This window comes from Limnohabitans sp. WS1, assembly GCF_003063265.1.
In the GTDB taxonomy this organism is placed as follows: Bacteria; Pseudomonadota; Gammaproteobacteria; order Burkholderiales; family Burkholderiaceae_C; genus Limnohabitans_A.
The window spans coordinates 94,772-114,656 of sequence record NZ_NERU01000007.1 but is presented as its reverse complement, the minus strand read 5'-3'; the positions used below and the strand labels follow the sequence as shown (position 1 = coordinate 114,656).

Sequence of the window (19,885 nt, the reverse complement as noted above, 5' to 3'; positions counted from 1 at the left end):
CTCAGGCGAACACGCCTGCCGTGTCTTGCATGCGGGCCGAAACTTCGCCCAGTTGGTGCAAGGTGTCGCCAAAGGTCATGTCCAGCTGCGTCAACTTCTTGAAGTAGTGGCTCACGATGTACTCGTCGGTGACGGCAATGCCGCCGTGCAGCTGCACCGCTTGCTGGCCGATGAAGCGCATGGACACGCCCAGCTGGTACTTGGCACGGGCCAAGGCGCGGCGGCGTTCGTCGGCAGGGGCGTGCAGCTTCAAGCTGGCGTAGTAGCTCATCGAGCGGCCCAGCTCCAACTGCATCTTCATGTCGGCCACGCGGTGGCGCAGGGCCTGGAAGCTGGCGATGTTCACGCCGAACTGCTTGCGCGTGTTCATGTAGTACACGGTGATGGCCAAGGTCTTGTCCATCACGCCCACGGCTTCGGCGCAGGTGCAGGCAATGCCGATGTCCACGGCTTCTTCCAAGGCGGTCAGGCCGTTCAGGGTGATCAGTTGGGCCGAGGCATTGTCCAGCATCACTTCGGCGGCGCGTGAACCGTCTTGTGTGATGTAGGCCTGGGTGCTCACGCCGCTGGTGCTGCGCTCGACCAAAAACAGGGCGATCTGGCCATTCACGGTGGCGGGCACCACAAAAGCGTCGGCTTGGTCGCCCACGGCCACCACGCTCTTGGTGCCGCTCACGGTCCAAGCGCCGCCAGACTCGCTGGCCTGGGCGGCGCATCGGCCCAATTGGTAACGGGCACCGCGCTCTTGCTGCGCCAGCACCACGATGGCTTCGCCTGCCGCCATGCGCGGCAGCCAAGCGGCTTGCAACTCGGCGGAGGCGTGTGTTTGCAGTGTGGCGCTGCAGATCAGCGTTTGGGTCAGGGGCTCGAGCACGATGCCGCGCCCGAGTTCTTCCATGGTGACCATGGCTTCGGTCGGGCCCATGCCCATACCGCCGTGCTCTTCGCTCACGTAAAGGCCCGTGAGGCCCAGTTCGGCCATTTCGCCGTAAGCGGCGCGGTCAAAACCGCCCGCAGCGACGATGGCGCGGCGGCGGTCAAAGTCATAGCCCTTGTCCACCCATTTGCGCACCGCGTCGCGCAGTTGTTCTTGGTCGTCAGAAAAATCGAAATCCATGTGTGTCTCCTTAACCCAGAACTGTCTGGGCGACGATGTTGCGTTGCACTTCGTTGCTGCCGCCGTAAATGGTGGTCTTGCGCATGTTGAAGTAGTTGGCGGCCAGGGGCGCGTTGGCCACCACACCACCAGGGAAGTTGCCTTGCCAGCCGGCGTCCATGGCTTCGAAGATGAAGGGCAGGGCGAAGGGGCCAGCGGCCTGCATCATCAGCTCGGTGTAGCGCTGCTGGATTTCGCTGCCCTTGATCTTCAGGAGACCGGCGATGTCGAGCGAGTTTTTGCCGGACTTTTCGGCCGACAAAACACGCAGCACCAGCATTTCCAGCGCGACGATGTCGACTTCGAGCTTGGCGATTTCGTCGCGGAAGCGCAGGTCGTCGTACACGCCTTCGGCTTTGGCAATGCGCTTCAGGCGCTCCAACTCGCGCTTGGCGCGGTTCACGTCGGCGATGTTGGTGCGCTCGTGGGCCAGCAGGTGCTTGGCATAGTTCCAGCCCTTGTTTTCTTCGCCAATCAGGTTCTCAGCGGGCACTTCGACGTTGTCAAACCAGACTTCGTTGACTTCGCACTCGCCGTCGAGCAGTTTGATGGGGCGCACGGTGATGCCGGGCGACTTCATGTCGATCAACAAGAACGAGATGCCGGTTTGGGGTTTACCTTCGGTGCTGGTGCGCACCAGGCAGAAGATCCACTCGCCGTATTGGCCCAGAGTGGTCCAGGTTTTCTGGCCGTTGACGATGTATTTGTCGCCCACACGCTCGGCGCGGGTTTTGAGGGACGCCAAGTCCGAGCCAGAGCCCGGCTCGCTGTAGCCCTGGCTCCACCAGACTTCGCCGCTGGCGATACCAGGCAAAAAGCGTTGTTGCTGTTCGGCATTGCCAAAGGCCATGATGACTGGGGCCACCATCACCGGGCCAAAAGGCACCACGCGGGGGGCACCGGCCAGGGCGCATTCTTCTTCAAACAAATGCTTTTGCACGGCAGTCCAGCCCGGGCCGCCAAACTGTGTGGGCCAGCCCCAACCCAGCCAGCCTTTTTTGCCCAAAATCTTGGCCCAGCGCTGCAGGTCTTCGCGGGTCAGGCGCATGGCGTTGTGCACTTTTTGCGAAATATCAGCGGGCAAGTTGTCCTTGACCCAGGTGCGGATCTCGTCGCGGAACGCGAGTTCGTCGGGGGTAAATGCCAAATCCATGGGGGTAATTCTCCGTTGGGGTCAGTGTTATTTGAAGCGCTGTGCAAACAAAATCAAACGATCGTGCTTTTTATCACGCAGCAGGCGCTTGCCCATGTCCTTGGAGCGACAAACAAGGGTTTGCAGGGGGTGTGCTGGGATAATTCCCCCTCTCATGAAAAACATTGTCATTTTGATTTCCGGCTCGGGCTCCAACATGGGGGCCATCTTGCGTGCTGCCGAGCAGGAGCGATGGGCTGAACGCTTGAAGTTGCGGGTGGCCGCCGTGATCAGCAACAAGGCCGATGCCCAAGGCCTGGTCTTGGCTCAAGCGCAAGGCGTGACCACGGCCGTGCTGGACCACAAGGCGTTTGCCAGTCGTGAGGCGTTTGATGCAGCCTTGATGGCTCAGATTGACCAGTTCTCGCCCAGTCTGGTGGTGTTGGCGGGTTTCATGCGCATCTTGACACCGGGTTTTGTGGCGCACTATGCCGGGCGCTTGCTCAACATTCACCCCTCTTTGTTGCCTGCTTTTCCGGGGCTGAACACGCACCAGCGGGCCATTGACGCCGGTTGCCAATTTGCCGGAGCCACGGTGCACCAAGTCACAGCCGATCTGGACCATGGGCCCATACTGGCGCAGGCCGTGGTTCCGGTGCTGGCCGATGACACGGCAGATACGCTGGCAGCCCGTGTTTTGTCCCAAGAACACCTGATTTACCCGCGAGCTGTCGCAGCGTTTTGTCGTTGAAGGTCTTGGATGGCCCATCACGGCACAAATGCCGCTCTCACGGGTAGGGCAGGGCTGCCCGGGTTGACTCACACCAATGCCGCGTACACCAAGTCCCTGAACAGGGGGCGGTAGTAGTCCCGCTGGTTGGGTGCTTGGACCATCAACATGGCGTACATGTCCAGCACCGGGTCCACAAAGAAGGTGGTGCCTGCGATGCCGCCCCAGTAATACAGGCCCACCGAGCCGGGCACGGGCGACAGGCCCAGGTGGGTGCGCACCGCAAAGCCGAGGCCAAAACCATGGCCGGGTGGCAGCAAGGTGCCATCGGCCGGGATGCTTCCCAAGTGGTCGGTGGTCATGAAGTCCACCGTGTGCGGGCCCAGCAAACGCACGCCGCCCAGCTCACCCCGGTTGCGCAGGCATTGCAAAAAGCGGGTGTAGTCCATGGCGGTGGACATCAGCCCGCCGCCCCCGCCCTCCATGGCGGGCACTTGGCGGGGCTCCAAAACCTTCATCGGCACGCCGCCATCGGGGTCGTGTGCAAAGGGCTCGGCAATGCGGTGCTGCTGATCGGGTGGCACGGCAAAGCCCGTGTCCACCATGCCCAGTGGGTCAAAAATTTCGGCTTGCAGGAACGCGCCCAAGCTTTGCCCGCTGACCACCTCGACCAGCCTGCCCAGCACATCGGTGGCGCGGCTGTAGGCCCACACGCTGCCGGGCTGAAACTGCAAAGGCATGGCCGCCAGCGTCTGCGAAAACTCGGCGTTGGTGCGTTCGCGCGAGGCGATCTTCACTTGGCCGTATTGCTGCTGCACGGGCGATGTGCCCAGAAATTCATAGGTCAACCCGGCCGTGTGGCGCAGCAGGTCTTGCACCGTGGCGGCTTGCTTGACGGGCTCCAGCCCGTTGGCCGTGGCCACTTGCTGATTCGCAAACTCGGGCAAGCAATGGCTGACCGGATCACTCAACAGCAACTGGCCGCGCTCGACCAGCATCAACACCGCCACCGACACCACCGGCTTGGTCATCGAATAGATGCGGAAAATGCTGTCGGTTTGCATGGGCGTGCCCGTGGCAGGGTCTTGCTGGCCTACAGCTTCAAACAAGGCGATTTGGCCGCGTCGGGCGATCATGGCGACTGCGCCCGGCAGCCTGCCGCTGTCCACTTCGCGGCGCAGCACGTCCATCAGCCGCTGCGTGCGGTCAGGGCACAGGCCAACGTCGGCGGGTCGGGCGTGGGGCAAAGCGGGGTGTGGGGTCATGGGGCGCTCCAGAAGAAGGGTGTTTTGTACACCAGCCGGGTGCGGTGGCTTATCACCTAAAGCAACTGAGGCGTCCATAATTGACGCATGCACGTTTAAGGGTGCATCCACCGACTTTGACCTTGCCCGCCTTGATAGATTTCACATGAACCTGAGTGACTTTGCCGACCTGGACGCGCTGAAAGCCCGGCTCGATGAACTGCGTCCATTGCCGCCTGCGGCGCTGCGCAATTTGCACGAACAATTGGTGTTGCGTTGGACCTACCACTCCAACGCCATTGAAGGCAACAATCTGACCTTGATGGAAACGAAGGTGGTGCTCGAAGGCATCACGGTGGGTGGCAAGTTGCTGCGCGAGCATTTCGAGGCGATCAACCACCGCGACGCGATTTTGTATGTGGAAGACGTGGTGCGCCGGGCTGAGCCTTTGAGCGAGTGGCAAATTCGCAATCTGCATCGCCTGGTCCTCAAGCAGATTGATGATGACAATGCGGGCCGTTATCGCCAGCTGAACGTGACGATTGCGGGTGCGCGCCATGTGCCGCCAGACATGCTGGCAGTGCCAGAGCAGATGGCGGCCTTGCTGAATTGGTACGACACCCAAGCTGGGCAAATTCACCCGGTGGAGCGGGCGGCACGCTTGCATGTGGATTTCGTGAAGATTCACCCTTTTGTCGACGGCAATGGCCGCACAGCTCGTCTCTTGCTCAATCTCGAATTGCTCAAAGCGGGCTTTCCGGCCATCGTGCTGCCGGTGGAAAAACGACTGGCCTATTACGAGGCGCTGGACAAAGCCCATGTGACGGGCGATGTACGTGACTTCATGGTGCTGGTGACCGACAGCGTGCGCGAGGGCTTTGCGCCCTATTGGCATGTGTTGGGCTTGGAGGGGTGAGGTGCTTGTCTGCTTGAATTTTGTGACCTCACGGTGGCCTATTGATCTGGCACGCTGAAGTTTGAAATGTGTGAGGCATGTCATCTTGTAGGTCTGCACTCGAAGAGTCCAACGTTTGGCAGCTTCGGCACAGACCCATGTCGTGGTCTTTGATCGCCGACCTACAACATCTTTGAGCATTGAAAACTTCACAGGGCTGAATCAATAGGCTGCTGGTGCAGGCCACTCCAAACTGACGTGGTTTCAGATTTCAGGTGTTGTCGCTCATGTGTCATCTCTGAAAACCTTGGCGCTGTGCGAGCGTTGCTAGACTGAATTCATGCGCATTTCAGAACTCTCGGCCAAAACGCAAGTGTCGGTGCATCGATTGCGGCGATACGAAGAAGCAGGCCTTATTGCGAGCCAGCGCTTGTCCAACGGCTACCGCGATTACGACGAGAAAACGGTCCGGCATGTGGTTTTCATCGCCATGTCCCGGGAGATGGGTTTTTCGCTGGCCTTCATCGCCGAGTATTTGCCGCGCTTCAAAACGGGCAAATTGTCAGCGCAAGACATGATCGATGCGATCTTGGTGCGCGTAGCCGAGATTGACCAACTCATGACCGAGCAACAAGCACTTCGCAAAAAACTGATGGACCACATCGGGTGGTTTGAAACTCAACAAAGGAGAATGAAATGAGCCCACTTGAGATGCTGAAAAAAATCAATGCCATGGCCGAATTCAACCGCTGGTGTGGCATCGAAGTGACGGTAGCAGAACCCGGCTTTGTGGAAATCCAGATGCCCTGGCGCCCAGAGGTCGGGCAGTATTCAGGCTTCTTGCATGCGGGCTTGATCGGCACCCTGATCGACACCGCGTGCGGTTTCGCAGCGGGCACCGTGGCAGGCCCCAATTTGTTGGCCGCCAACTTTTCCGTCAACTGCTTGCGGCCTGCGGTGGGGCAGAAGTTCATTGCCCGGGCACGGGTGGTCAAGCCGGGCAAAGCGCAGGTGTTCACCAGCTGCGATTTGTTTGCCGTGGATGCTGAGGGCGAAAAACTGGTGGCGAATGGTCAAACACTGCTGACGGTGATTGCCGCGTGACCTACGTAACGCGGTGAATGCACTTCAGTGATCGCCACCACCCGTGGCTTAAAAAAGCGACAATATTTGTCCAATCTATTGAGCAAGTCACAGCCATGCGAATCATCCGTTATTCCGAAGCGCGCAAGGGGCTGAAATCCGTGCTGGATGGCGTGGAATCCGATGCCGATATCACCATCATCACCCGCCGTGATGGCGGGGATGCTGTGGTCATGTCCATGGCGCACTACCAGAGCATGGCTGAAACCCTGTACTTGCTTTCGAGTCCCGCTAACGCAGCGCACTTGGCGGCATCCATTGCCGAGCACAAAGCTGGCAAAGCCAAGCGCCGTGAATTGATTACCCCCTGAGCCGAGGGAGTGCCTTCACCTCGCATGCTTGGGGTGATGACTTGTACTGGCAATGGCAGGACAAAAAGACGCTCAAGCGAATCAATCTGTTGATCGATGCCGCTCGACGCGACCCCTTTGAAGGTATTGGTAAACCCGAGCCTTTGCAGGGCAATCTGTCAGGCTATTGGTCACGTCGCATCGACGACGTGCATCGACTGGTCTACGCCGTGGACGATGTGGAGTTGACGGTGATCGCCTGTCGGGGGCATTACCAGTAAGGCTGCCCGCCATCTTTATGGGCTTGTGACCTGGCTGCTTCTTGCATGAAGCCTTAACCGGATCGGTTGCGCAGGCCGCAAGGTCACGGCCAGATCACCCTCGGGCCAGGCTGCGCCTTCCGGCCACACCAGGTTGAAGCGCTGCATCAGCATGGCCCCGATCAGGCCCATTTCAAGCATGGCGAAGTGCTGACCGATGCAGACTCGGGGGCCGGTGCCAAAGGGCATCCAGGCACCGCGCGGGATGTCGGGCGCGCCGGGCAAAAAGCGTTCTGGCTTGAATGCATCGGGTGATTCGAACCAGCGCGCATCGCGATGAATGACATACGGTGTGAAGGCCATCAGGTGGCCTTTGGGCAATGTCCACGGTCCGACCGTCACATCCCTGCATGCCCGGCGGGTGAACAAGATGGCTGCGGGCGGGTAAAGGCGCATGGCTTCTTTGAGGCTGGCTTGCAGCCACGGCAGTTGCTGCAAAGTGGCGGGCGTTGGGGTTGCGCCTTGGAGCACCGCGTCGATTTCGGCGTGGATGCGCTGGGCCACGTCGGGGTGGCGAGCCACCAGTCCGCACCACCATGTCATGGCGGTGGCCGTGGTTTCGTGACCGGCCTGAAACATCACCATGGTCTGGTCGTGCAGCTCTTGCGCGCTCAGACCTTGATCGGGGTGATCTGGGTCGCGGGCTTGCCGCAGCATGGTCAGCAGGTCTGCGCCGTCGTCATGCGCCTTTTTTAGCTGGTTCTGAATGTGCTGCTGGATCACGCGGTCCAGCGTTTGTTTGGCGTGGCGCACTTTCAGCACCGAAGGTAAGGGCATCCAGAGCGGCCAGGAAAACGGTTTGAACATCTCCTCGAAACCCGAATGGCTCAAAGTCTGAATGGCTTCCGAGATAGGCCGGGCATCGGTGACCTGGTGCGCGCCGAACAGCGCCCGCAAAATCACGTCCAGCGTCATGTCCGTCATGAAGGCGTCCATGTCCACGCTGTCATGAGCTGGGCGCTGGGCCAAGGCGTGGAGTGCGTCTTGGGCCGCAGAGGCCATCAGTGCGGCATATCCCGCGACACGCTTGGGCATGAAGCCGGGTTGCATCATGCGACGCTGGCGCTGCCATTGCACGCCTTCGGTCACCAGCACACTTTGTCCCATGGACACGCTGAAGACATCGGTGGCGCGTTCCCAGCGGATCAGCGCATCGGCTTGGTCCACCAGCACTTGACGCACCCATTCAGGGTGAAAGACGTGGTGGATGTGTTCGTTCAGAACCTGCACATGAGCAATGTCCGGGTGTTGGCGCTGCAAGTCAGCCACAAAGCCCAGGTAGTCGGCTTTCATGGTGCGCAGGTGGTTCAGTCCCCACAGGGGGGCAGACGGGCCGGGGGGTAATGTGTGCAAGGCTTGGGTTTGTGTGTTCATGGGGCGATCTTGCGCGGCAGGCTGCAGTCGTGTCTTGAATCGAATCGACACTTTAGGGGTAACCGTTGGAGATGGGTGACCGCTTACCTATACTTTGGGCATGTCGTCAATTCATGCCTCACATCGGTTTTCGCCTGTCCGTAGTTGGTTGCCGCCTTGGGGGCTGAGCGCTTGCGTGCGTGCGGTGATGTGGCGCAGCACCGTGGGCATGGAATTGACCGAATTGCAGCGCTGGGGGCATTACCCTGCTGGCCCCGTGTGCACCATCAGCTATCTGCTTCAGGGCAGCATCGACGTGCTTGCGGCAGGTGCGGGCAGCGATCCCTTCTCTGAACGTCAGCCCGCGCCGCGCATGTCGGTGATGGGGCCGCACAGTTCGCCCCGCAGTGCTTTTTATGGCCCTGATGCCGAAGGCGTGATGCTCATTTTTTACCCGGATGCCCTTTGGGCCATGACCGGGGTGCCACCGCAGACCCTGGGCGATCAGATCGTGGATGCGCACAGCGTTTTGCCTGCGGCCTTGTTGGCTGTGTGCAGTCGTTTGTTCGAGGCGGGTGATGTCCACCAAGGTGTGCAGCGGTTTTTTGATGAGCTGTCGCCCATCTGGCAGCAGCGCGTGCTGGCACTACCTGAACACGGCGAACAGCCTGTTGAGACGGGGCAGAGCTTTGCGCCTTGGATGCAGGCCCTGGCCTTGCGTGCCGCCGCCACCGGCTGGGGGCGCAGTTTGCGACAGTCCGAGCGGCGCATCAAGCAGTGGACGGGCTGGTCTTTGCGCAAATTGCAAGGCTCTGTCAGGGGCGAAGCCGTATTTTTTGCAGTGATGGAGGCCATGCTCGAAGAGCGCCTGGATTGGGCTCAAATAGCACTGGACAACGGGTTTTCAGACCAAAGCCATTTCATTCGCGAGACCCGCCGCATCACCGGCTTCAGCCCCGAGACATTGCGCCATGGGCTCATCCATGAGGAAGCGTTTTGGATCTATCGGGCATGGGCGCAGTTGGCGGGGTATGAGGTGCCAGCGCCTGCGGCGCTGGCCGATTAGGCCCGCTGCCAAAGCGCCATGCCCCGCTGCGCCTTGCTGGCATCGCTGGGCGTGAGGCCCACGGGGCCTTGTGGTGTCTGGCGCAGCACATCGGCCAAAGCCATCAAGGCGGATTCGGGGCCGCTGAGCAATTCAAGTTCCAGCTCCAGCAGTGTTTCTTGTCGATCTGTGTCGGGCACATGGATGCGGCCTTGGTCCAGTGCGACTTCGATCTGGGCGTCTGCATGCGAGAGGAGCCAGCGTTGGCGTTCAAAGTCGGTGCAAAACAGCGCTTTCAAACGCGGCCGCATCGCCATCAGTTCGGTGGCCAGCGCAGTGTCATCGACCAAAGTATCGAACTGCAAAGCGCCTGGGGTGGTTGGCGCTTCCCACTCTTGCCTTCGTGAGAGGCCGTTTTGGCTCCGTCCCGCCGTCTTGACGGTGAGCAGCCACTGATCACCCGCCAGCCGCTCGCGCACCGCCATGCTGCGTTTTTGCAGGTCCAGCTCGGGGGTGTCGAAATAGGTGTTGAGCAGTTGCTGCGTAGCACCCGTTTGCGTCAGCAGGGGGTGGCCCAGCAGGCGCGGCAGGTCTGTTTCGTTCAGACTGAGTTTGAGTTCGGTTTCCATGGGCATGACTCACTGATGGCGTTGTTGATGGACACGATGCATTGACGAGTGCTTTTAATGGTATCAAAATAAGCACCATTAACTGGTCTTTATGAGGTTCAACATGTCGAATTTGATTTATGCCACGGTCACGGCCAGTGTGTCCGAACTCAAGAAAAACCCAATGGGTACCGTTGCGGCAGGAGAGGGCCAGACAGTGGCCATCCTCAACCGCAATGCACCTGCTTTTTATTGCGTGCCAGCTGGGGCTTATGAGGCTTTGATGGATCGATTGGAGGACATGGAGCTCAATGCCATTGCCGATGCCCGCGCAGCAGAGCCCCTTGTGCGGCTGACGATCGATGAGCTCTGATCTGCCTTACGGCCTGGCATTTGTGCCTCAGGCACTCAAGGAGTGGAAGAAGCTCGATCCGCACACGCGGCAACTCTTCAAGACCCGCCTGGTGGAGCGTCTGCAGACGCCGAGGGTGGCATCAGCGCAGCTGCGCGGACACCCAGACCGGTACAAAATCAAATTGCGGGCTTTGGGCTATCGGCTGGTTTATGAAGTGCGCGACAGCCAGGTGCTGGTGGTGGTCGTGGCCGTAGGGCGGCGAGACGGCCAAGCTGTTGACATGGCGGCCGTCGGCAGGGACGGTGCCGTGCATTGAAGGTGCAACCAACCAACACTCTGTGGCAGGGTTTTTGAATTCAAGCCGCAGGGGCCGCAAAGCGCTCGCGAAAATAAGCCACGATGGCGGACGACTCTTTGAGCCAGCGGGTTTGGCCGTTGCTGTCGGTGATTTTCAAGCAGGGCACTTGGGTGCCGCCGCTGCCTTGCTGCAGTTCGCTGCGGTGGGTGCTGTTGTTTTGTGAATCGCGCAGCTCAATCGGCAAAGCCAGGCGGTGCATTTCCTGGCGCACCTTGATGCAAAAAGGGCAAGTGCTGAATTGGTAAAGCACCAGGCTTTGGCATTGCAGGTCCACGGCGCTTTGTGCGGCGGGCGCGCGTTGGATGGCAGCGGGCCGCGTCAGGCGCTCTTTGAGCAGCATGACGGGGCCGAGCACGATGCGCAGGGTTCTGAAAAAAGCACGGATGACGGTTTTCATAGGTGTTTGAAGTTTTTTAAGAAGAGGTTGAATCGGGGTGAAGACACGGCTTACATCACACTGCTGGTGTTCAATGTGGTGCTACCGATCAGCGATGTAGCCCTTGGCAATGGCAGCGGCTTCGTCTTTGAAAATCGCCATGGCCGTATTCATTGAATGAAAGCCCAGTCCGCGGTAAAAGTCTTCTTTTCCGGGGACTGCGTAAAGAATGATTTTTTGGTGGCCTTGTGAGAGCGCTACCAGCCGACGAACGATGGCTTTGCCGAGCCCCGTACCTTGATGACTGGGTAAAACTGCCACATCGCAGAGGTAAGCGCAGTCTGCCCCGTCCGCCAAAACACGACCTGCACCAACCAAACGTCCATCGTCGTATGCAAAGCATCGAAACATGCTGTTGCTGAACACAGTTTTCAGGTTGTTGGCTGGCTTGATGCCAAGTGGGGCAGCCAGATACAAGGCAGACAGTTCGCTCCAGTCCACGGATTCGAGTGAATCACGCCAAATCATTTTCATGTCGTCCATTTTTTACTCCTTGAGCAATCGTGCCAAATAATGCCCCGTGAAGCTGGCCTTGTTTTTGGCCAGTTGCTCGGGCGTGCCTTCGCCCAGCACCGTGCCGCCGCCCGCGCCGCCTTCGGGGCCCATGTCGATCAACCAATCGGCGGTTTTGATCACGTCGAGGTTGTGCTCGATGATGACGATGGTGTTGCCCGCGTCGCGCAGCTGGTGCAAGACTTTCAGCAGCAGGTCGATGTCGGCAAAGTGCAAGCCGGTGGTGGGTTCGTCCAAGATGTACAGGGTGCGGCCCGTATCGCGTTTGGACAGTTCCAGCGCGAGCTTGACGCGCTGCGCCTCGCCGCCCGAGAGTGTTGTGGCGCTTTGGCCCAGGCGAATGTAAGTCAGGCCCACATCCAGCAGAGTTTGCAACTTGCGGGCGATGTTGGGCACGGCGCTGAAGAACTGGTGCGCAGCTTCCACCGTCATATTCAAAATCTGCGCGATGTTCTGGCCCTTGTATTGAACCTCCAGCGTTTCGCGGTTGTACCGCATGCCATGGCACACATCGCAGGGCACATACACATCGGGCAAAAAGTGCATTTCCACTTTCACCATGCCGTCGCCCTGGCAGGCTTCGCAGCGGCCACCGGTTACGTTGAAGGAAAAACGCCCCGGGCCGTAACCGCGCTCGCGTGCGGCAGGCACTTCGGCCATCAGCTCGCGGATGTGGGTGAACAGGCCTGTGTAGGTGGCGGGGTTGCTGCGGGGTGTGCGGCCAATCGGCGACTGGTCGACGTTGATGACTTTGTCGAAATGCTCCAGGCCTTTGATCTCTTCGTGGGCGGCGGCTTCGTCGTGCGCACGGTGGATCTGGTGGGCCGCTGCGGTGTACAGCGTGTCGTTCACCAGGGTGGATTTGCCCGAACCGGATACGCCTGTCACACAGGTCAGCAGTCCGACTGGAAACTTCACGTTCACATGCTTCAGGTTGTTGCCCGACGCACCCACGATCTCGATGAAGTCCTTGCCCGCTTTGTGGCGCTTCGGAATCTCGATCTTTTTGCGGCCCGACATATATTGGCCCGTGACCGAATCGGGTGCGGCCAAGATGTCGGCGCAAGTGCCTTGCGCCATCACGCGCCCGCCGTGCACGCCTGCGCCGGGGCCCATGTCGATCACATGGTCGGCCACGCGGATCATGTCTTCGTCGTGTTCGACCACCAGCACGCTGTTGCCGATGTCGCGCAGGTGTTGCAGTGTGCCGATCAGGCGGTCGTTGTCGCGCTGGTGAAGTCCGATGCTGGGCTCATCCAGCACATACATCACGCCCATGAGGCCCGAACCAATCTGGCTGGCCAGGCGAATGCGTTGCGACTCGCCGCCCGACAAGGTGTCGGCGCTGCGATCCAGGCTCAAATAATTCAGGCCTACATCGTTCAGGAACTTCAGCCGTAAGGCGATTTCGCGCACCACCTTGTCGGCGATCTCGGCCTTGGCCCCGTGCATTTTCAGGCCCTGAAAGTATTGTTGCGAATCGCCCAGCGTGATGTGGCTGATCTCGTAAATGGCGCGGGCCTGATCGCCTTCTCCAATGCGCACATGGCGTGCTTCGCGCCGCAAGCGCGTGCCTTGGCAATCGGTGCAGGCCTGCATGTTGCGGTAGCGGGCCAGGTCTTCGCGCACCACAGCCGAGTCGGTCTCGCGGTAGCGGCGCGTCATGTTGGGGATGATGCCTTCAAACGGGTGCTTCTTGCTGACCTTTTTGCCTTGAGAGGCGCCTGACTCCATCGTGTAGCTGAACTTGATTTCTTCATCGCCCGAGCCATGCAGCAAAACCTGTTGGTGTGCGGGCGCAAGTTTTTCAAACGGTGTTTCGATGTCGAACTGGTAATGCTTGGCCAGGCTTTCGAGCATGCTGAAGTAAAAGCCGTTGCGTCGGTCCCAGCCTTTGATGGCACCGCTGGCCAAACTGAGCGAGGGGAAGGCGACGACCCGCTCCGGGTCAAAAAACGCCATGCTGCCAATGCCGTCGCAAGTCGGGCAAGCGCCCATGGGCGAGTTGAAGGAGAACAACCTCGGCTCCAGCTCGCTGATGGAATAAGTGCACACCGGGCAGGAGAACTTGGCGTTGAACAGGTGTTCTTTCCCCGTGTCCATCTCGAGTGCCACGGCGCGGTGTTCGGCCAGTTGCAGCGCGGCTTCAAAGCTTTCGGCCAGGCGCTGGCGCAGGGCGTCTCTGGCCTTGGCGTCCTCTTCAGATCGTACTTTGATGCGGTCCACCACCACGTCGATGTTGTGCTTTTCGGTTTTCTTGAGTGTGGGCAGGTCTTCCACTTCCACCGTCTGGCCATTGATGCGAAAGCGCACATAGCCCAGGGCCTGCATTTGCTCAAAAACTTTTTCAAACTCGCCTTTTTTCTCACGCGCAATGGGCGCGAGGATCATCAACTTGGTGTCTTCGGGCAGGGCCAGCACGGCGTCCACCATCTGGCTCACGGTTTGCGCTTGCAGGGGCAAGTTGTGGTCGGGGCAGTAGGGCGTGCCAGCGCGGGCGTACAGCAGGCGCAGGTAGTCGTGGATCTCGGTCACCGTGCCCACGGTGGAGCGTGGGTTGTGGCTGGTGGCTTTTTGCTCGATGGAAATGGCGGGCGACAGGCCCTCTATCAGGTCCACATCGGGCTTGTCCATCAATTGCAAAAACTGCCGGGCATAGGCCGACAGGCTTTCCACATAGCGGCGCTGGCCTTCGGCGTACAGGGTGTCAAAAGCCAAGCTGGACTTGCCCGAGCCCGACAGCCCGGTGATGACCACCAGCTGGTTGCGCGGGATGTCGAGGTCGATGTTTTTCAGGTTGTGGGTGCGTGCCCCCCGCACGCTGATGTGGCTTTGCCGCAGCGCCGAGGCCAGATACCGCGCTTGATCGGGTTCATCGGGCAAGAGAGAGGGGTCTACAAGGTTCACGGTGGGTGGCCAAATCAGCAAAACCTTCGATTATCCCCGCCAGCGCTGTTTGGGGGGCCAGACCCATCAAGGACAATCAGGGTTTTACTTTTGCCTTGTGCGCCTTCCATGGCGGTCGATTCCGTGCATTCTTCTACTTCTGATTCATCTTCTTTGGCCATGACGCCCATTGAGCGCCGTGCGAGTGCCTCGCTGGCCGGTATTTTTGCGTTGCGCATGCTCGGTCTGTTTTTGGTTTTGCCGGTGTTTGCCCTGGAGGCACGTCAATACCCCGGCGGCGAAGACCCGGTGCTGCTGGGCCTGGCCATGGGCATTTATGGCCTGACGCAAGGCCTGTTGCAGCTGCCTTTTGGCATGGCTTCAGACCGTTATGGCCGCAAACGCGTCATTGTGTTGGGCTTGTTGATCTTTGGCTTGGGCAGTTTTTGGGCCGCCGCCGCCACCGATTTAACCGGTTTGCTGGTCGGGCGCAGCTTGCAAGGCGCGGGGGCGGTGTCTGCCGCCGTGACGGCTTTGTTGGCCGACTTGACGCGCGACGAGGTACGCACCAAAGCCATGGCTTTGGTGGGGGGCAGCATCGGTTTGATGTTTGCCTTGTCTTTGGTGGTGTCGCCCGTGCTGACGGCCTGGGTGGGTTTGTCAGGCTTGTTTGGGCTGACCGGTGTTCTGGCCTTGTTGGGTGTGCTGGTGGTCATTTGGGGGGCACCCACTGCCCCAGAGCCCGAGCCGGGCCAAGCAGCGGGTCGATTGCGGGATGTGCTGGCCCATGCTGACCTGATGCGATTGAATGTGGGTGTGTTTGTCTTGCACGCGGTGCAGCTGGCCATGTGGGTGGCGGTGCCTGCATTGTTGGTTCAGGCAGGCTTGCAGACCGGGCAGCACTGGCAGGTGTATTTGCCTGCGGTGCTGGTGTCGTTTTTGTTTTTGGGGGTGGTGTTTGCGATGGAGAGGCGCGGCCATCTGAAAAAAGTTTTTTTGCTGTCCATCGCTCTGATAGCGGTGGTGGAGCTGGGTTTGTTCTTGCAAACGGTGGGTACCACCCGCTTGAGCGCCATGGCGGTGTTGTTGTTGGTCTTTTTTTGCGGTTTCAATGCACTCGAGGCCACGCAGCCGAGCTTGGCCTCCCGCATCGCGCCGCGCGCCTTGCGCGGCACCGCCATGGGGGTCTACAACACCTTGCAGTCTTTGGGCTTTTTTGTGGGGGGCTTGATGGGGGGCTGGTTGGTCAAGTCCTGGGGAAGCCCGGCCTTGTTTTTGTGCTGCGCTTTGGCCCTGCTGGCCTGGCTGCTGGTGGCCTGGCCCATGCAAACCCCGGGCCGTGGTGCCGCACCTCCACCCACAGCCTGAGGTGATGGCCTGGCGTCTGGATGGCCTCGGTTGAAGCCCGGATTGGCCGCATAATTGACACATCATCGAGGAGTTTTTATGGCATCCGTCAACAAAGTCATCATCGTCGGCAACTTGGGTGCCGACCCCGAAACCCGTTATTTGCCCTCGGGTGATGCGGTCACCAGCATCCGTGTGGCCACCACAGACCGTTACAAAGACAAACAAACAGGCGAGATGAAAGAGGCCACCGAGTGGCACAGCATCAGCTTTTTTGCCAAACTGGCCGAAATCGCAGGCCAATACCTGCGCAAAGGCAGCCAGGTGTATGTCGAAGGCAGTTTGCGTACCCGCAAATACACCGACAAAAACGGCGTTGAAAAATACGCCACCGACATCCGTGCTGACAGCATGCAAATGTTGGGCAGCCGCCAAGGCATGGGCGGTCCTTCTGAAGACGGCGGTGGCGGCTATGCGCCACGTCAAGCCCCCGCACGACCTGCGGCGGCACCTGCGCAACGCCCCGCCGCCGCGCCAGCGTCCAAGCCCGCCGCCAGCAACTTTGACGACATGGATGACGATATTCCGTTCTAAATTTCTCGCAAGCGCTGATCATGCGCTGGGCTTGACCCTCAACCCGTGGCCGATGTCACGGGTTTTTTTATGAAACAACAGGACATGACCGAACGCACTCGGGGCTCGTCGCTGCCGTATCTGGGATTTTCATGGTTTGCCATGGTCATGGGTCTGTGCGGCCTGTCTCTGGCGTGGTCGCGGGCTGTGCCGCATTGGGGGCCCATGGCTTTGCGCTTGTCGCAGGGTCTGGGTTGGTTGGCTGCAGGTGTTTTGGGTGTTTTGTTGTTGGCCCAAGGGTTGCGATGGCTGAAGTTTCCGGCTGCCGTGCAAGAAGATGCGCGGCACCCGGTACGCCATGTGTTTGTGGCCGCATTTCCCTCGTCCCTGGTTTTGTTGGCCACGGTGTGGATGGCGCACCACGTTGTCAACCCGTGGATCGAGGCGCTTTGGATGCTGGGTGCCATCGGCTTGCTGCTGTGCACTGGGGTGGTGCTTTGGCGTTGGCTACAGCCGGGCTTGAGCATTGATGATTTTTGGCTTGGCATCACACCTGCGTTGTTCATTCCTGTGGTGGGCAATGTATTGCCCGCTTTGGCGGGGGTGAGTCTGGGCCACCCGGTGTGGGCTGCTGCCCAATATGGCTTGGCTGCGGTGCTGTGGCCCGTCATGCTGGTGTTGGTCATGGTGCGCATTGGCATGCGGGGTTTGTGGCCTGAGCGCATGCTGCCCGTGACGTTCATTACCATTGCGCCGCCTTCGGTGTTGGCGCTGTCTGGCCATCAGCTGGGTGGGCCCGAAGTCTTGCTGCACATGCTTTGGGGCGTGGCTGCATTTTTCGCAGCCTTGTCTTTCACCTTGCTGGTGCGGTGTTTGAGGCAGCCTTTTGGCATGTCTTTTTGGGGCATGTCGTTTCCCTTGGCAGCTTTGGCGTCATTGTCCTTGCAGTTGACGCCTGTGGACGGTGGGGCACAGGGCTTGGCCAGTGCTTGGCTTTTGGGCGTCACCCTGGCGATATTGGCTTTGCTGGGGGCGACCGTGCGGGGCTTGCTTCGGGGAGATTTGTTGGGGCCTGAGGTGGCGATCACGAGCGCTGTAGGTCCGGTTTCTGCGCCTGCCGTGCTTGGCAAGTCCTGACAAAAAGAATGGTCAGGTGGGATGGCCTGCCAGCTCGGTCAAAATAAGGCCATGAACGAAATCACCTCCCGCTTTTTGCCGCCAGAAGACGCCCAGCGGCGTGAACTGCACAACGAAGTCCACGCACGACCCTCGGCCCGAGTGCGTTTGCCCGCTCTGATTGTTTATGTGGCGGTGCTCAACGAGGGGGTCTCGCGCGAACAAGAGTTGGCCCATTTGCGGCTTTTGCCCGGCCATGCAGATTTGTCGCTGGAGCGCATGCAGGGCAATTTCATGCGTTTGCGCTGTGATCACTACACCGTTAAATGGGAACGTCATACCGAGTTCACGCGGTATTCGATTGTGCAAAGTTTGCCTGCCCATGCCCTCTGGGGGTCGGAGCTGCCGGAGTTGGCTGCGCATTTGGCACCAGGTACCGATTGGTTGCGTGGTTTGCCGGGGCAAACCATGGCGGCGATTCATCTGGGCATGGTCCATGCTGACGTGATGGCCAGCGATTTGATGACCAAAGCGCAGGCCTGGTTGGGTGAAGGGGCCGTTTTGGCGTCGCGCATGGGCAATACCACTGAAGGTTTGCCACATTCGTGCATCCTGACGCACTTTCGCATTGGCCCTGATGGCTTTGAACGCATGTTGGTGCTGGCCCCTGAGGGAACGAGCGAAGCACGGGCTGGCCGCATTTCTCAGCGTTTGCTGGAGATGGAAACTTACCGTTTGATGGCTTTGCGGGGTTTGCCCGTGGCCAAAAATTTGTCGGCCACGTTGTCGCAGGCCGAATCGCAACTGGCCGACATCACGGGTTTGCTGGAGCGCAAGGGCGAGACCGATCAGGCCTTGCTGGATTTGCTGGTGTCTTTGGCCGCTCGCATCGAGCGGGCCACAGCAGAAAATGGTTTCAGGTTCTCGGCCACGCGGGCCTATGACACCTTGGTCAGCCAGCGCTTGGCCGAGTTGCGCGAGCGCCCGATTTCGGGCACCCAAACTTTGGGTGAGTTCATGCAGCGGCGTTTGTCCCCGGCCATGGCCACGGTGCAGGCCACCGAAAAGCGCTTGGCCTCTTTGGCCGAGCGGGTTTCGCGCACCAGTGCTTTGCTGCGCACCCGGGTGGACATTGCCACTGAGGCGCAAAACCAGACGCTGCTGGAAAAGCTGACCAAAGGCCAAGCCTTGCAGTTGCGCTTGCAAAGTACGGTGGAAGGGCTGTCCATCGCGGCGATCTCTTATTACGTGATCAGCCTCTTGCTCTATGTGGCCAAGGCCTTGAAGGCCGCGGGCATGCCGTTTCAGCCCGAAGTGGCCGTGGGGGTCTTGGTGCCCGTGGTGTTTTGGGGGGTGTGGAAGGCTGTGCAGCGGATTCACGAAAAGTTGCACCAAGCAGAGCACTGAGCCATGGAGCTTCGACAGCTGCGCTATTTTGTCAAAGTGGTCGAGGCCGGCAGCATCAGCCGCGCCGCTTTGGCGCTGAATTTGGTGCAGTCGGCGCTGAGCCAGCAAATCACGCGCCTGGAGGGTGAGCTGTGCACCCGGTTGTTGCAGCGCACCCCCCAGGGCGTCACGCCCACCGAAGCAGGCGTGGCCTTTTTTCGGGAGGCTCAGCTGACTTTGCGGCACGCCGAACAGGCGGTGCGCTCGGCCCAGCAGGCCCGTCTGAGTGGCACAGTGAGCGTGGGCTTGGCCCCCACCACTGCAGCGGTGCTGGGTCTGCCCTTGATGCAGGCCATGCGTGAACGCTACCCCGATGTGCGCCTGCACATGGTGGAGAGCCTGTCGGGGCATTTGTCGGCCATGCTCAATGCGCGGCAGCTGGACCTGGCGATTTTGTTTGATCTGCCATCAGGCAGCACGCAGGCTGTGCAGGCAGCCCGTCGCTGGAGTGTGTGGCCGCTGATCGAAGAGGATATTTTTTTGATCAGCGCACGCCATGCCGTCAAGCCTGCGTGGCCCAAGGCCTTGAGCCTGGCGCAACTCCAAGACCACCCATTGATTTTGCCCACAGGGCCGCATGGTTTGCGCAGCACGCTGGATGCAGCTTTTATGCGTGCCAAGCTCACGCCCCTGGTGGCGCTGGAAGTGGATTCTTTGTCCATGTTGATGGACGCTGTTCGCGTTGGCATGGGGGCCACCTTGCAGCCAGGCTCGGCCGTGGCTCGGCAGGCCCATGCGGCGGAGTTTTTCCACATGGCACACATCACCGACCACCAACTCAAGCGCAGCAATTGCTTGTGTGGTTTGTCTGACGATGAACTGTCGCCTGCCGCTTTGGCGGCCAGGGTGGTCATTTCCGATTGCGCACGGACCTTGGTGCAAGGCGGCGCTTGGTTGGGGGCATCCCTCAGCCCCCTGACCTGAAGGTCGGGTCACTGG

22 protein-coding genes are annotated in these 19,885 nt (G+C 59.9%); 14 read left to right on the top strand and 8 right to left on the bottom strand.

Going from position 1 to position 19,885, the window contains the following annotated elements; translation table 11 throughout:
- Position 1: 1 nt before the first annotated feature.
- Both B9Z48_RS10870 and B9Z48_RS10865 read right to left on the bottom strand, forming a co-directional pair.
- Positions 2-1,117, bottom strand: coding sequence for an acyl-CoA dehydrogenase family protein (locus B9Z48_RS10870; protein ID WP_108378345.1), 1,116 nt, complete (start codon positions 1,115-1,117; stop codon positions 2-4).
- 10 nt (positions 1,118-1,127) lie between these two features.
- A complete protein-coding gene (locus tag B9Z48_RS10865; RefSeq protein WP_089957276.1) occupies positions 1,128-2,309 on the bottom strand; it encodes an acyl-CoA dehydrogenase family protein in 1,182 nt (393 codons plus the stop codon).
- Between the two features lie 154 nt (positions 2,310-2,463).
- Between B9Z48_RS10865 and purN the strand changes: the two genes are divergently transcribed.
- A complete protein-coding gene (purN, locus tag B9Z48_RS10860; protein WP_108378343.1) occupies positions 2,464-3,039 on the top strand; it encodes a phosphoribosylglycinamide formyltransferase in 576 nt (191 codons plus the stop codon).
- 68 nt (positions 3,040-3,107) lie between these two features.
- Here the strand turns inward: purN and B9Z48_RS10855 are convergent, their stop codons facing one another.
- The gene (locus B9Z48_RS10855) at positions 3,108-4,283 is read right to left on the bottom strand and encodes a serine hydrolase (RefSeq protein WP_108378341.1); all 1,176 of its coding nucleotides are present in this window, start codon (positions 4,281-4,283) and stop codon (positions 3,108-3,110) included.
- Between the two features lie 145 nt (positions 4,284-4,428).
- Between B9Z48_RS10855 and B9Z48_RS10850 the strand changes: the two genes are divergently transcribed.
- The 5 genes from B9Z48_RS10850 (at position 4,429) to B9Z48_RS10830 (ending at position 6,871) form a co-directional block, all read left to right on the top strand.
- Positions 4,429-5,178 (top strand): Fic family protein, encoded by a 750-nt coding sequence (locus B9Z48_RS10850; protein ID WP_089957267.1) that lies wholly within the window; start codon positions 4,429-4,431, stop codon positions 5,176-5,178.
- Between the two features lie 319 nt (positions 5,179-5,497).
- Complete coding sequence (locus B9Z48_RS10845; RefSeq protein WP_108378339.1) at positions 5,498-5,857, top strand: MerR family transcriptional regulator; 360 nt, start codon at positions 5,498-5,500, stop codon at positions 5,855-5,857.
- A complete protein-coding gene (locus B9Z48_RS10840; protein WP_108378337.1) occupies positions 5,854-6,261 on the top strand; it encodes a PaaI family thioesterase in 408 nt (135 codons plus the stop codon). Before B9Z48_RS10845 ends, B9Z48_RS10840 begins: the two co-directional genes overlap by 4 nt.
- Before the next feature lie 95 nt (positions 6,262-6,356).
- A complete protein-coding gene (locus B9Z48_RS10835; protein WP_108378335.1) occupies positions 6,357-6,611 on the top strand; it encodes a type II toxin-antitoxin system Phd/YefM family antitoxin in 255 nt (84 codons plus the stop codon).
- A complete protein-coding gene (locus B9Z48_RS10830) occupies positions 6,608-6,871 on the top strand; it encodes a Txe/YoeB family addiction module toxin (protein ID WP_108378333.1) in 264 nt (87 codons plus the stop codon). The genes B9Z48_RS10835 and B9Z48_RS10830 overlap by 4 nt, the downstream gene beginning before the upstream one ends.
- Before the next feature lie 15 nt (positions 6,872-6,886).
- On the opposite strand, the gene B9Z48_RS10825 is transcribed toward B9Z48_RS10830, so the two are convergent.
- Positions 6,887-8,284, bottom strand: a complete 1,398-nt coding sequence (locus B9Z48_RS10825; RefSeq protein WP_108378331.1) for a cytochrome P450 — start codon at positions 8,282-8,284, stop codon at positions 6,887-6,889.
- A gap of 100 nt (positions 8,285-8,384) precedes the next feature.
- Between B9Z48_RS10825 and B9Z48_RS10820 the strand changes: the two genes are divergently transcribed.
- The gene (locus B9Z48_RS10820) at positions 8,385-9,329 is read left to right on the top strand and encodes an AraC family transcriptional regulator (protein ID WP_108378329.1); all 945 of its coding nucleotides are present in this window, start codon (positions 8,385-8,387) and stop codon (positions 9,327-9,329) included.
- Here the strand turns inward: B9Z48_RS10820 and B9Z48_RS10815 are convergent.
- Positions 9,326-9,937 carry a CYTH domain-containing protein gene (locus B9Z48_RS10815; protein WP_158273249.1) on the bottom strand — a complete coding sequence of 204 codons (612 nt, stop codon included), beginning with the start codon at positions 9,935-9,937 and terminating at the stop codon, positions 9,326-9,328. The two genes, B9Z48_RS10820 and B9Z48_RS10815, sit on opposite strands and share 4 nt — an antisense overlap.
- Before the next feature lie 103 nt (positions 9,938-10,040).
- Between B9Z48_RS10815 and B9Z48_RS10810 the strand changes: the two genes are divergently transcribed.
- The gene (locus B9Z48_RS10810) at positions 10,041-10,289 is read left to right on the top strand and encodes a type II toxin-antitoxin system Phd/YefM family antitoxin (protein ID WP_108378438.1); all 249 of its coding nucleotides are present in this window, start codon (positions 10,041-10,043) and stop codon (positions 10,287-10,289) included.
- Position 10,290: 1 nt separating this feature from the next.
- Positions 10,291-10,587, top strand: a complete 297-nt coding sequence (locus B9Z48_RS10805; RefSeq protein WP_108378436.1) for a type II toxin-antitoxin system RelE/ParE family toxin — start codon at positions 10,291-10,293, stop codon at positions 10,585-10,587.
- Positions 10,588-10,627: 40 nt separating this feature from the next.
- Here B9Z48_RS10805 and B9Z48_RS10800 read toward each other — a convergent pair whose 3' ends face one another.
- The 3 genes from B9Z48_RS10800 to uvrA all read right to left on the bottom strand — a co-directional run bounded on the left by B9Z48_RS10800 (position 10,628) and on the right by uvrA (position 14,461).
- On the bottom strand, positions 10,628-11,026 hold the full coding sequence (locus tag B9Z48_RS10800; RefSeq protein WP_108378325.1) for a glutaredoxin domain-containing protein: 399 nt from the start codon (positions 11,024-11,026) through the stop codon (positions 10,628-10,630).
- Positions 11,027-11,107: 81 nt separating this feature from the next.
- Positions 11,108-11,548, bottom strand: coding sequence for a GNAT family N-acetyltransferase (locus B9Z48_RS10795; protein ID WP_368665919.1), 441 nt, complete (start codon positions 11,546-11,548; stop codon positions 11,108-11,110).
- A 3-nt stretch (positions 11,549-11,551) separates the two neighbouring features.
- Positions 11,552-14,461: an excinuclease ABC subunit UvrA gene (gene uvrA, locus B9Z48_RS10790; protein WP_199233501.1), complete on the bottom strand. Its 2,910-nt coding sequence runs from the start codon at positions 14,459-14,461 to the stop codon at positions 11,552-11,554.
- A 183-nt stretch (positions 14,462-14,644) separates the two neighbouring features.
- On the opposite strand from uvrA, the gene B9Z48_RS10785 reads away from it, so the two are divergent.
- From B9Z48_RS10785 to B9Z48_RS10765, 5 genes are all read left to right on the top strand, one after another.
- Positions 14,645-15,832 carry an MFS transporter gene (locus tag B9Z48_RS10785; RefSeq protein ID WP_089957513.1) on the top strand — a complete coding sequence of 396 codons (1,188 nt, stop codon included), beginning with the start codon at positions 14,645-14,647 and terminating at the stop codon, positions 15,830-15,832.
- Positions 15,833-15,910: 78 nt separating this feature from the next.
- Positions 15,911-16,405 carry a single-stranded DNA-binding protein gene (gene ssb, locus B9Z48_RS10780; protein ID WP_089957252.1) on the top strand — a complete coding sequence of 165 codons (495 nt, stop codon included), beginning with the start codon at positions 15,911-15,913 and terminating at the stop codon, positions 16,403-16,405.
- An 84-nt stretch (positions 16,406-16,489) separates the two neighbouring features.
- A complete protein-coding gene (locus B9Z48_RS10775; RefSeq protein WP_108378429.1) occupies positions 16,490-17,521 on the top strand; it encodes a C4-dicarboxylate ABC transporter in 1,032 nt (343 codons plus the stop codon).
- Positions 17,522-17,572: 51 nt separating this feature from the next.
- Positions 17,573-18,907, top strand: coding sequence for a DUF3422 family protein (locus B9Z48_RS10770; RefSeq protein WP_108378427.1), 1,335 nt, complete (start codon positions 17,573-17,575; stop codon positions 18,905-18,907).
- 3 nt (positions 18,908-18,910) lie between these two features.
- Positions 18,911-19,870 (top strand): LysR substrate-binding domain-containing protein, encoded by a 960-nt coding sequence (locus B9Z48_RS10765; protein ID WP_108378323.1) that lies wholly within the window; start codon positions 18,911-18,913, stop codon positions 19,868-19,870.
- Positions 19,871-19,885: the final 15 nt, after the last annotated feature.

What these genes read in the sequence shown, in the direction of transcription:
- B9Z48_RS10800 (WP_108378325.1), bottom strand. Translation starts at nt 11,026, where the DNA reads ATGAAAACCGTCATCCGTGCTTTTTTCAGAACCCTGCGCATCGTGCTC.
- B9Z48_RS10815 (WP_158273249.1), bottom strand. Translation starts at nt 9,937, where the DNA reads ATGGAAACCGAACTCAAACTCAGTCTGAACGAAACAGACCTGCCGCGC.
- B9Z48_RS10870 (WP_108378345.1), bottom strand. Translation starts at nt 1,117, where the DNA reads ATGGATTTCGATTTTTCTGACGACCAAGAACAACTGCGCGACGCGGTG.
- B9Z48_RS10855 (WP_108378341.1), bottom strand. Translation starts at nt 4,283, where the DNA reads ATGACCCCACACCCCGCTTTGCCCCACGCCCGACCCGCCGACGTTGGC.
- purN (WP_108378343.1), top strand. Translation starts at nt 2,464, where the DNA reads ATGAAAAACATTGTCATTTTGATTTCCGGCTCGGGCTCCAACATGGGG.
- B9Z48_RS10765 (WP_108378323.1), top strand. Translation starts at nt 18,911, where the DNA reads ATGGAGCTTCGACAGCTGCGCTATTTTGTCAAAGTGGTCGAGGCCGGC.
- B9Z48_RS10845 (WP_108378339.1), top strand. Translation starts at nt 5,498, where the DNA reads ATGCGCATTTCAGAACTCTCGGCCAAAACGCAAGTGTCGGTGCATCGA.
- B9Z48_RS10825 (WP_108378331.1), bottom strand. Translation starts at nt 8,284, where the DNA reads ATGAACACACAAACCCAAGCCTTGCACACATTACCCCCCGGCCCGTCT.
- B9Z48_RS10835 (WP_108378335.1), top strand. Translation starts at nt 6,357, where the DNA reads ATGCGAATCATCCGTTATTCCGAAGCGCGCAAGGGGCTGAAATCCGTG.
- B9Z48_RS10810 (WP_108378438.1), top strand. Translation starts at nt 10,041, where the DNA reads ATGTCGAATTTGATTTATGCCACGGTCACGGCCAGTGTGTCCGAACTC.
- B9Z48_RS10850 (WP_089957267.1), top strand. Translation starts at nt 4,429, where the DNA reads ATGAACCTGAGTGACTTTGCCGACCTGGACGCGCTGAAAGCCCGGCTC.
- B9Z48_RS10840 (WP_108378337.1), top strand. Translation starts at nt 5,854, where the DNA reads ATGAGCCCACTTGAGATGCTGAAAAAAATCAATGCCATGGCCGAATTC.
- B9Z48_RS10865 (WP_089957276.1), bottom strand. Translation starts at nt 2,309, where the DNA reads ATGGATTTGGCATTTACCCCCGACGAACTCGCGTTCCGCGACGAGATC.
- B9Z48_RS10795 (WP_368665919.1), bottom strand. Translation starts at nt 11,548, where the DNA reads ATGGACGACATGAAAATGATTTGGCGTGATTCACTCGAATCCGTGGAC.
- B9Z48_RS10770 (WP_108378427.1), top strand. Translation starts at nt 17,573, where the DNA reads ATGAACGAAATCACCTCCCGCTTTTTGCCGCCAGAAGACGCCCAGCGG.
- B9Z48_RS10785 (WP_089957513.1), top strand. Translation starts at nt 14,645, where the DNA reads ATGACGCCCATTGAGCGCCGTGCGAGTGCCTCGCTGGCCGGTATTTTT.
- ssb (WP_089957252.1), top strand. Translation starts at nt 15,911, where the DNA reads ATGGCATCCGTCAACAAAGTCATCATCGTCGGCAACTTGGGTGCCGAC.
- B9Z48_RS10775 (WP_108378429.1), top strand. Translation starts at nt 16,490, where the DNA reads ATGACCGAACGCACTCGGGGCTCGTCGCTGCCGTATCTGGGATTTTCA.
- B9Z48_RS10820 (WP_108378329.1), top strand. Translation starts at nt 8,385, where the DNA reads ATGTCGTCAATTCATGCCTCACATCGGTTTTCGCCTGTCCGTAGTTGG.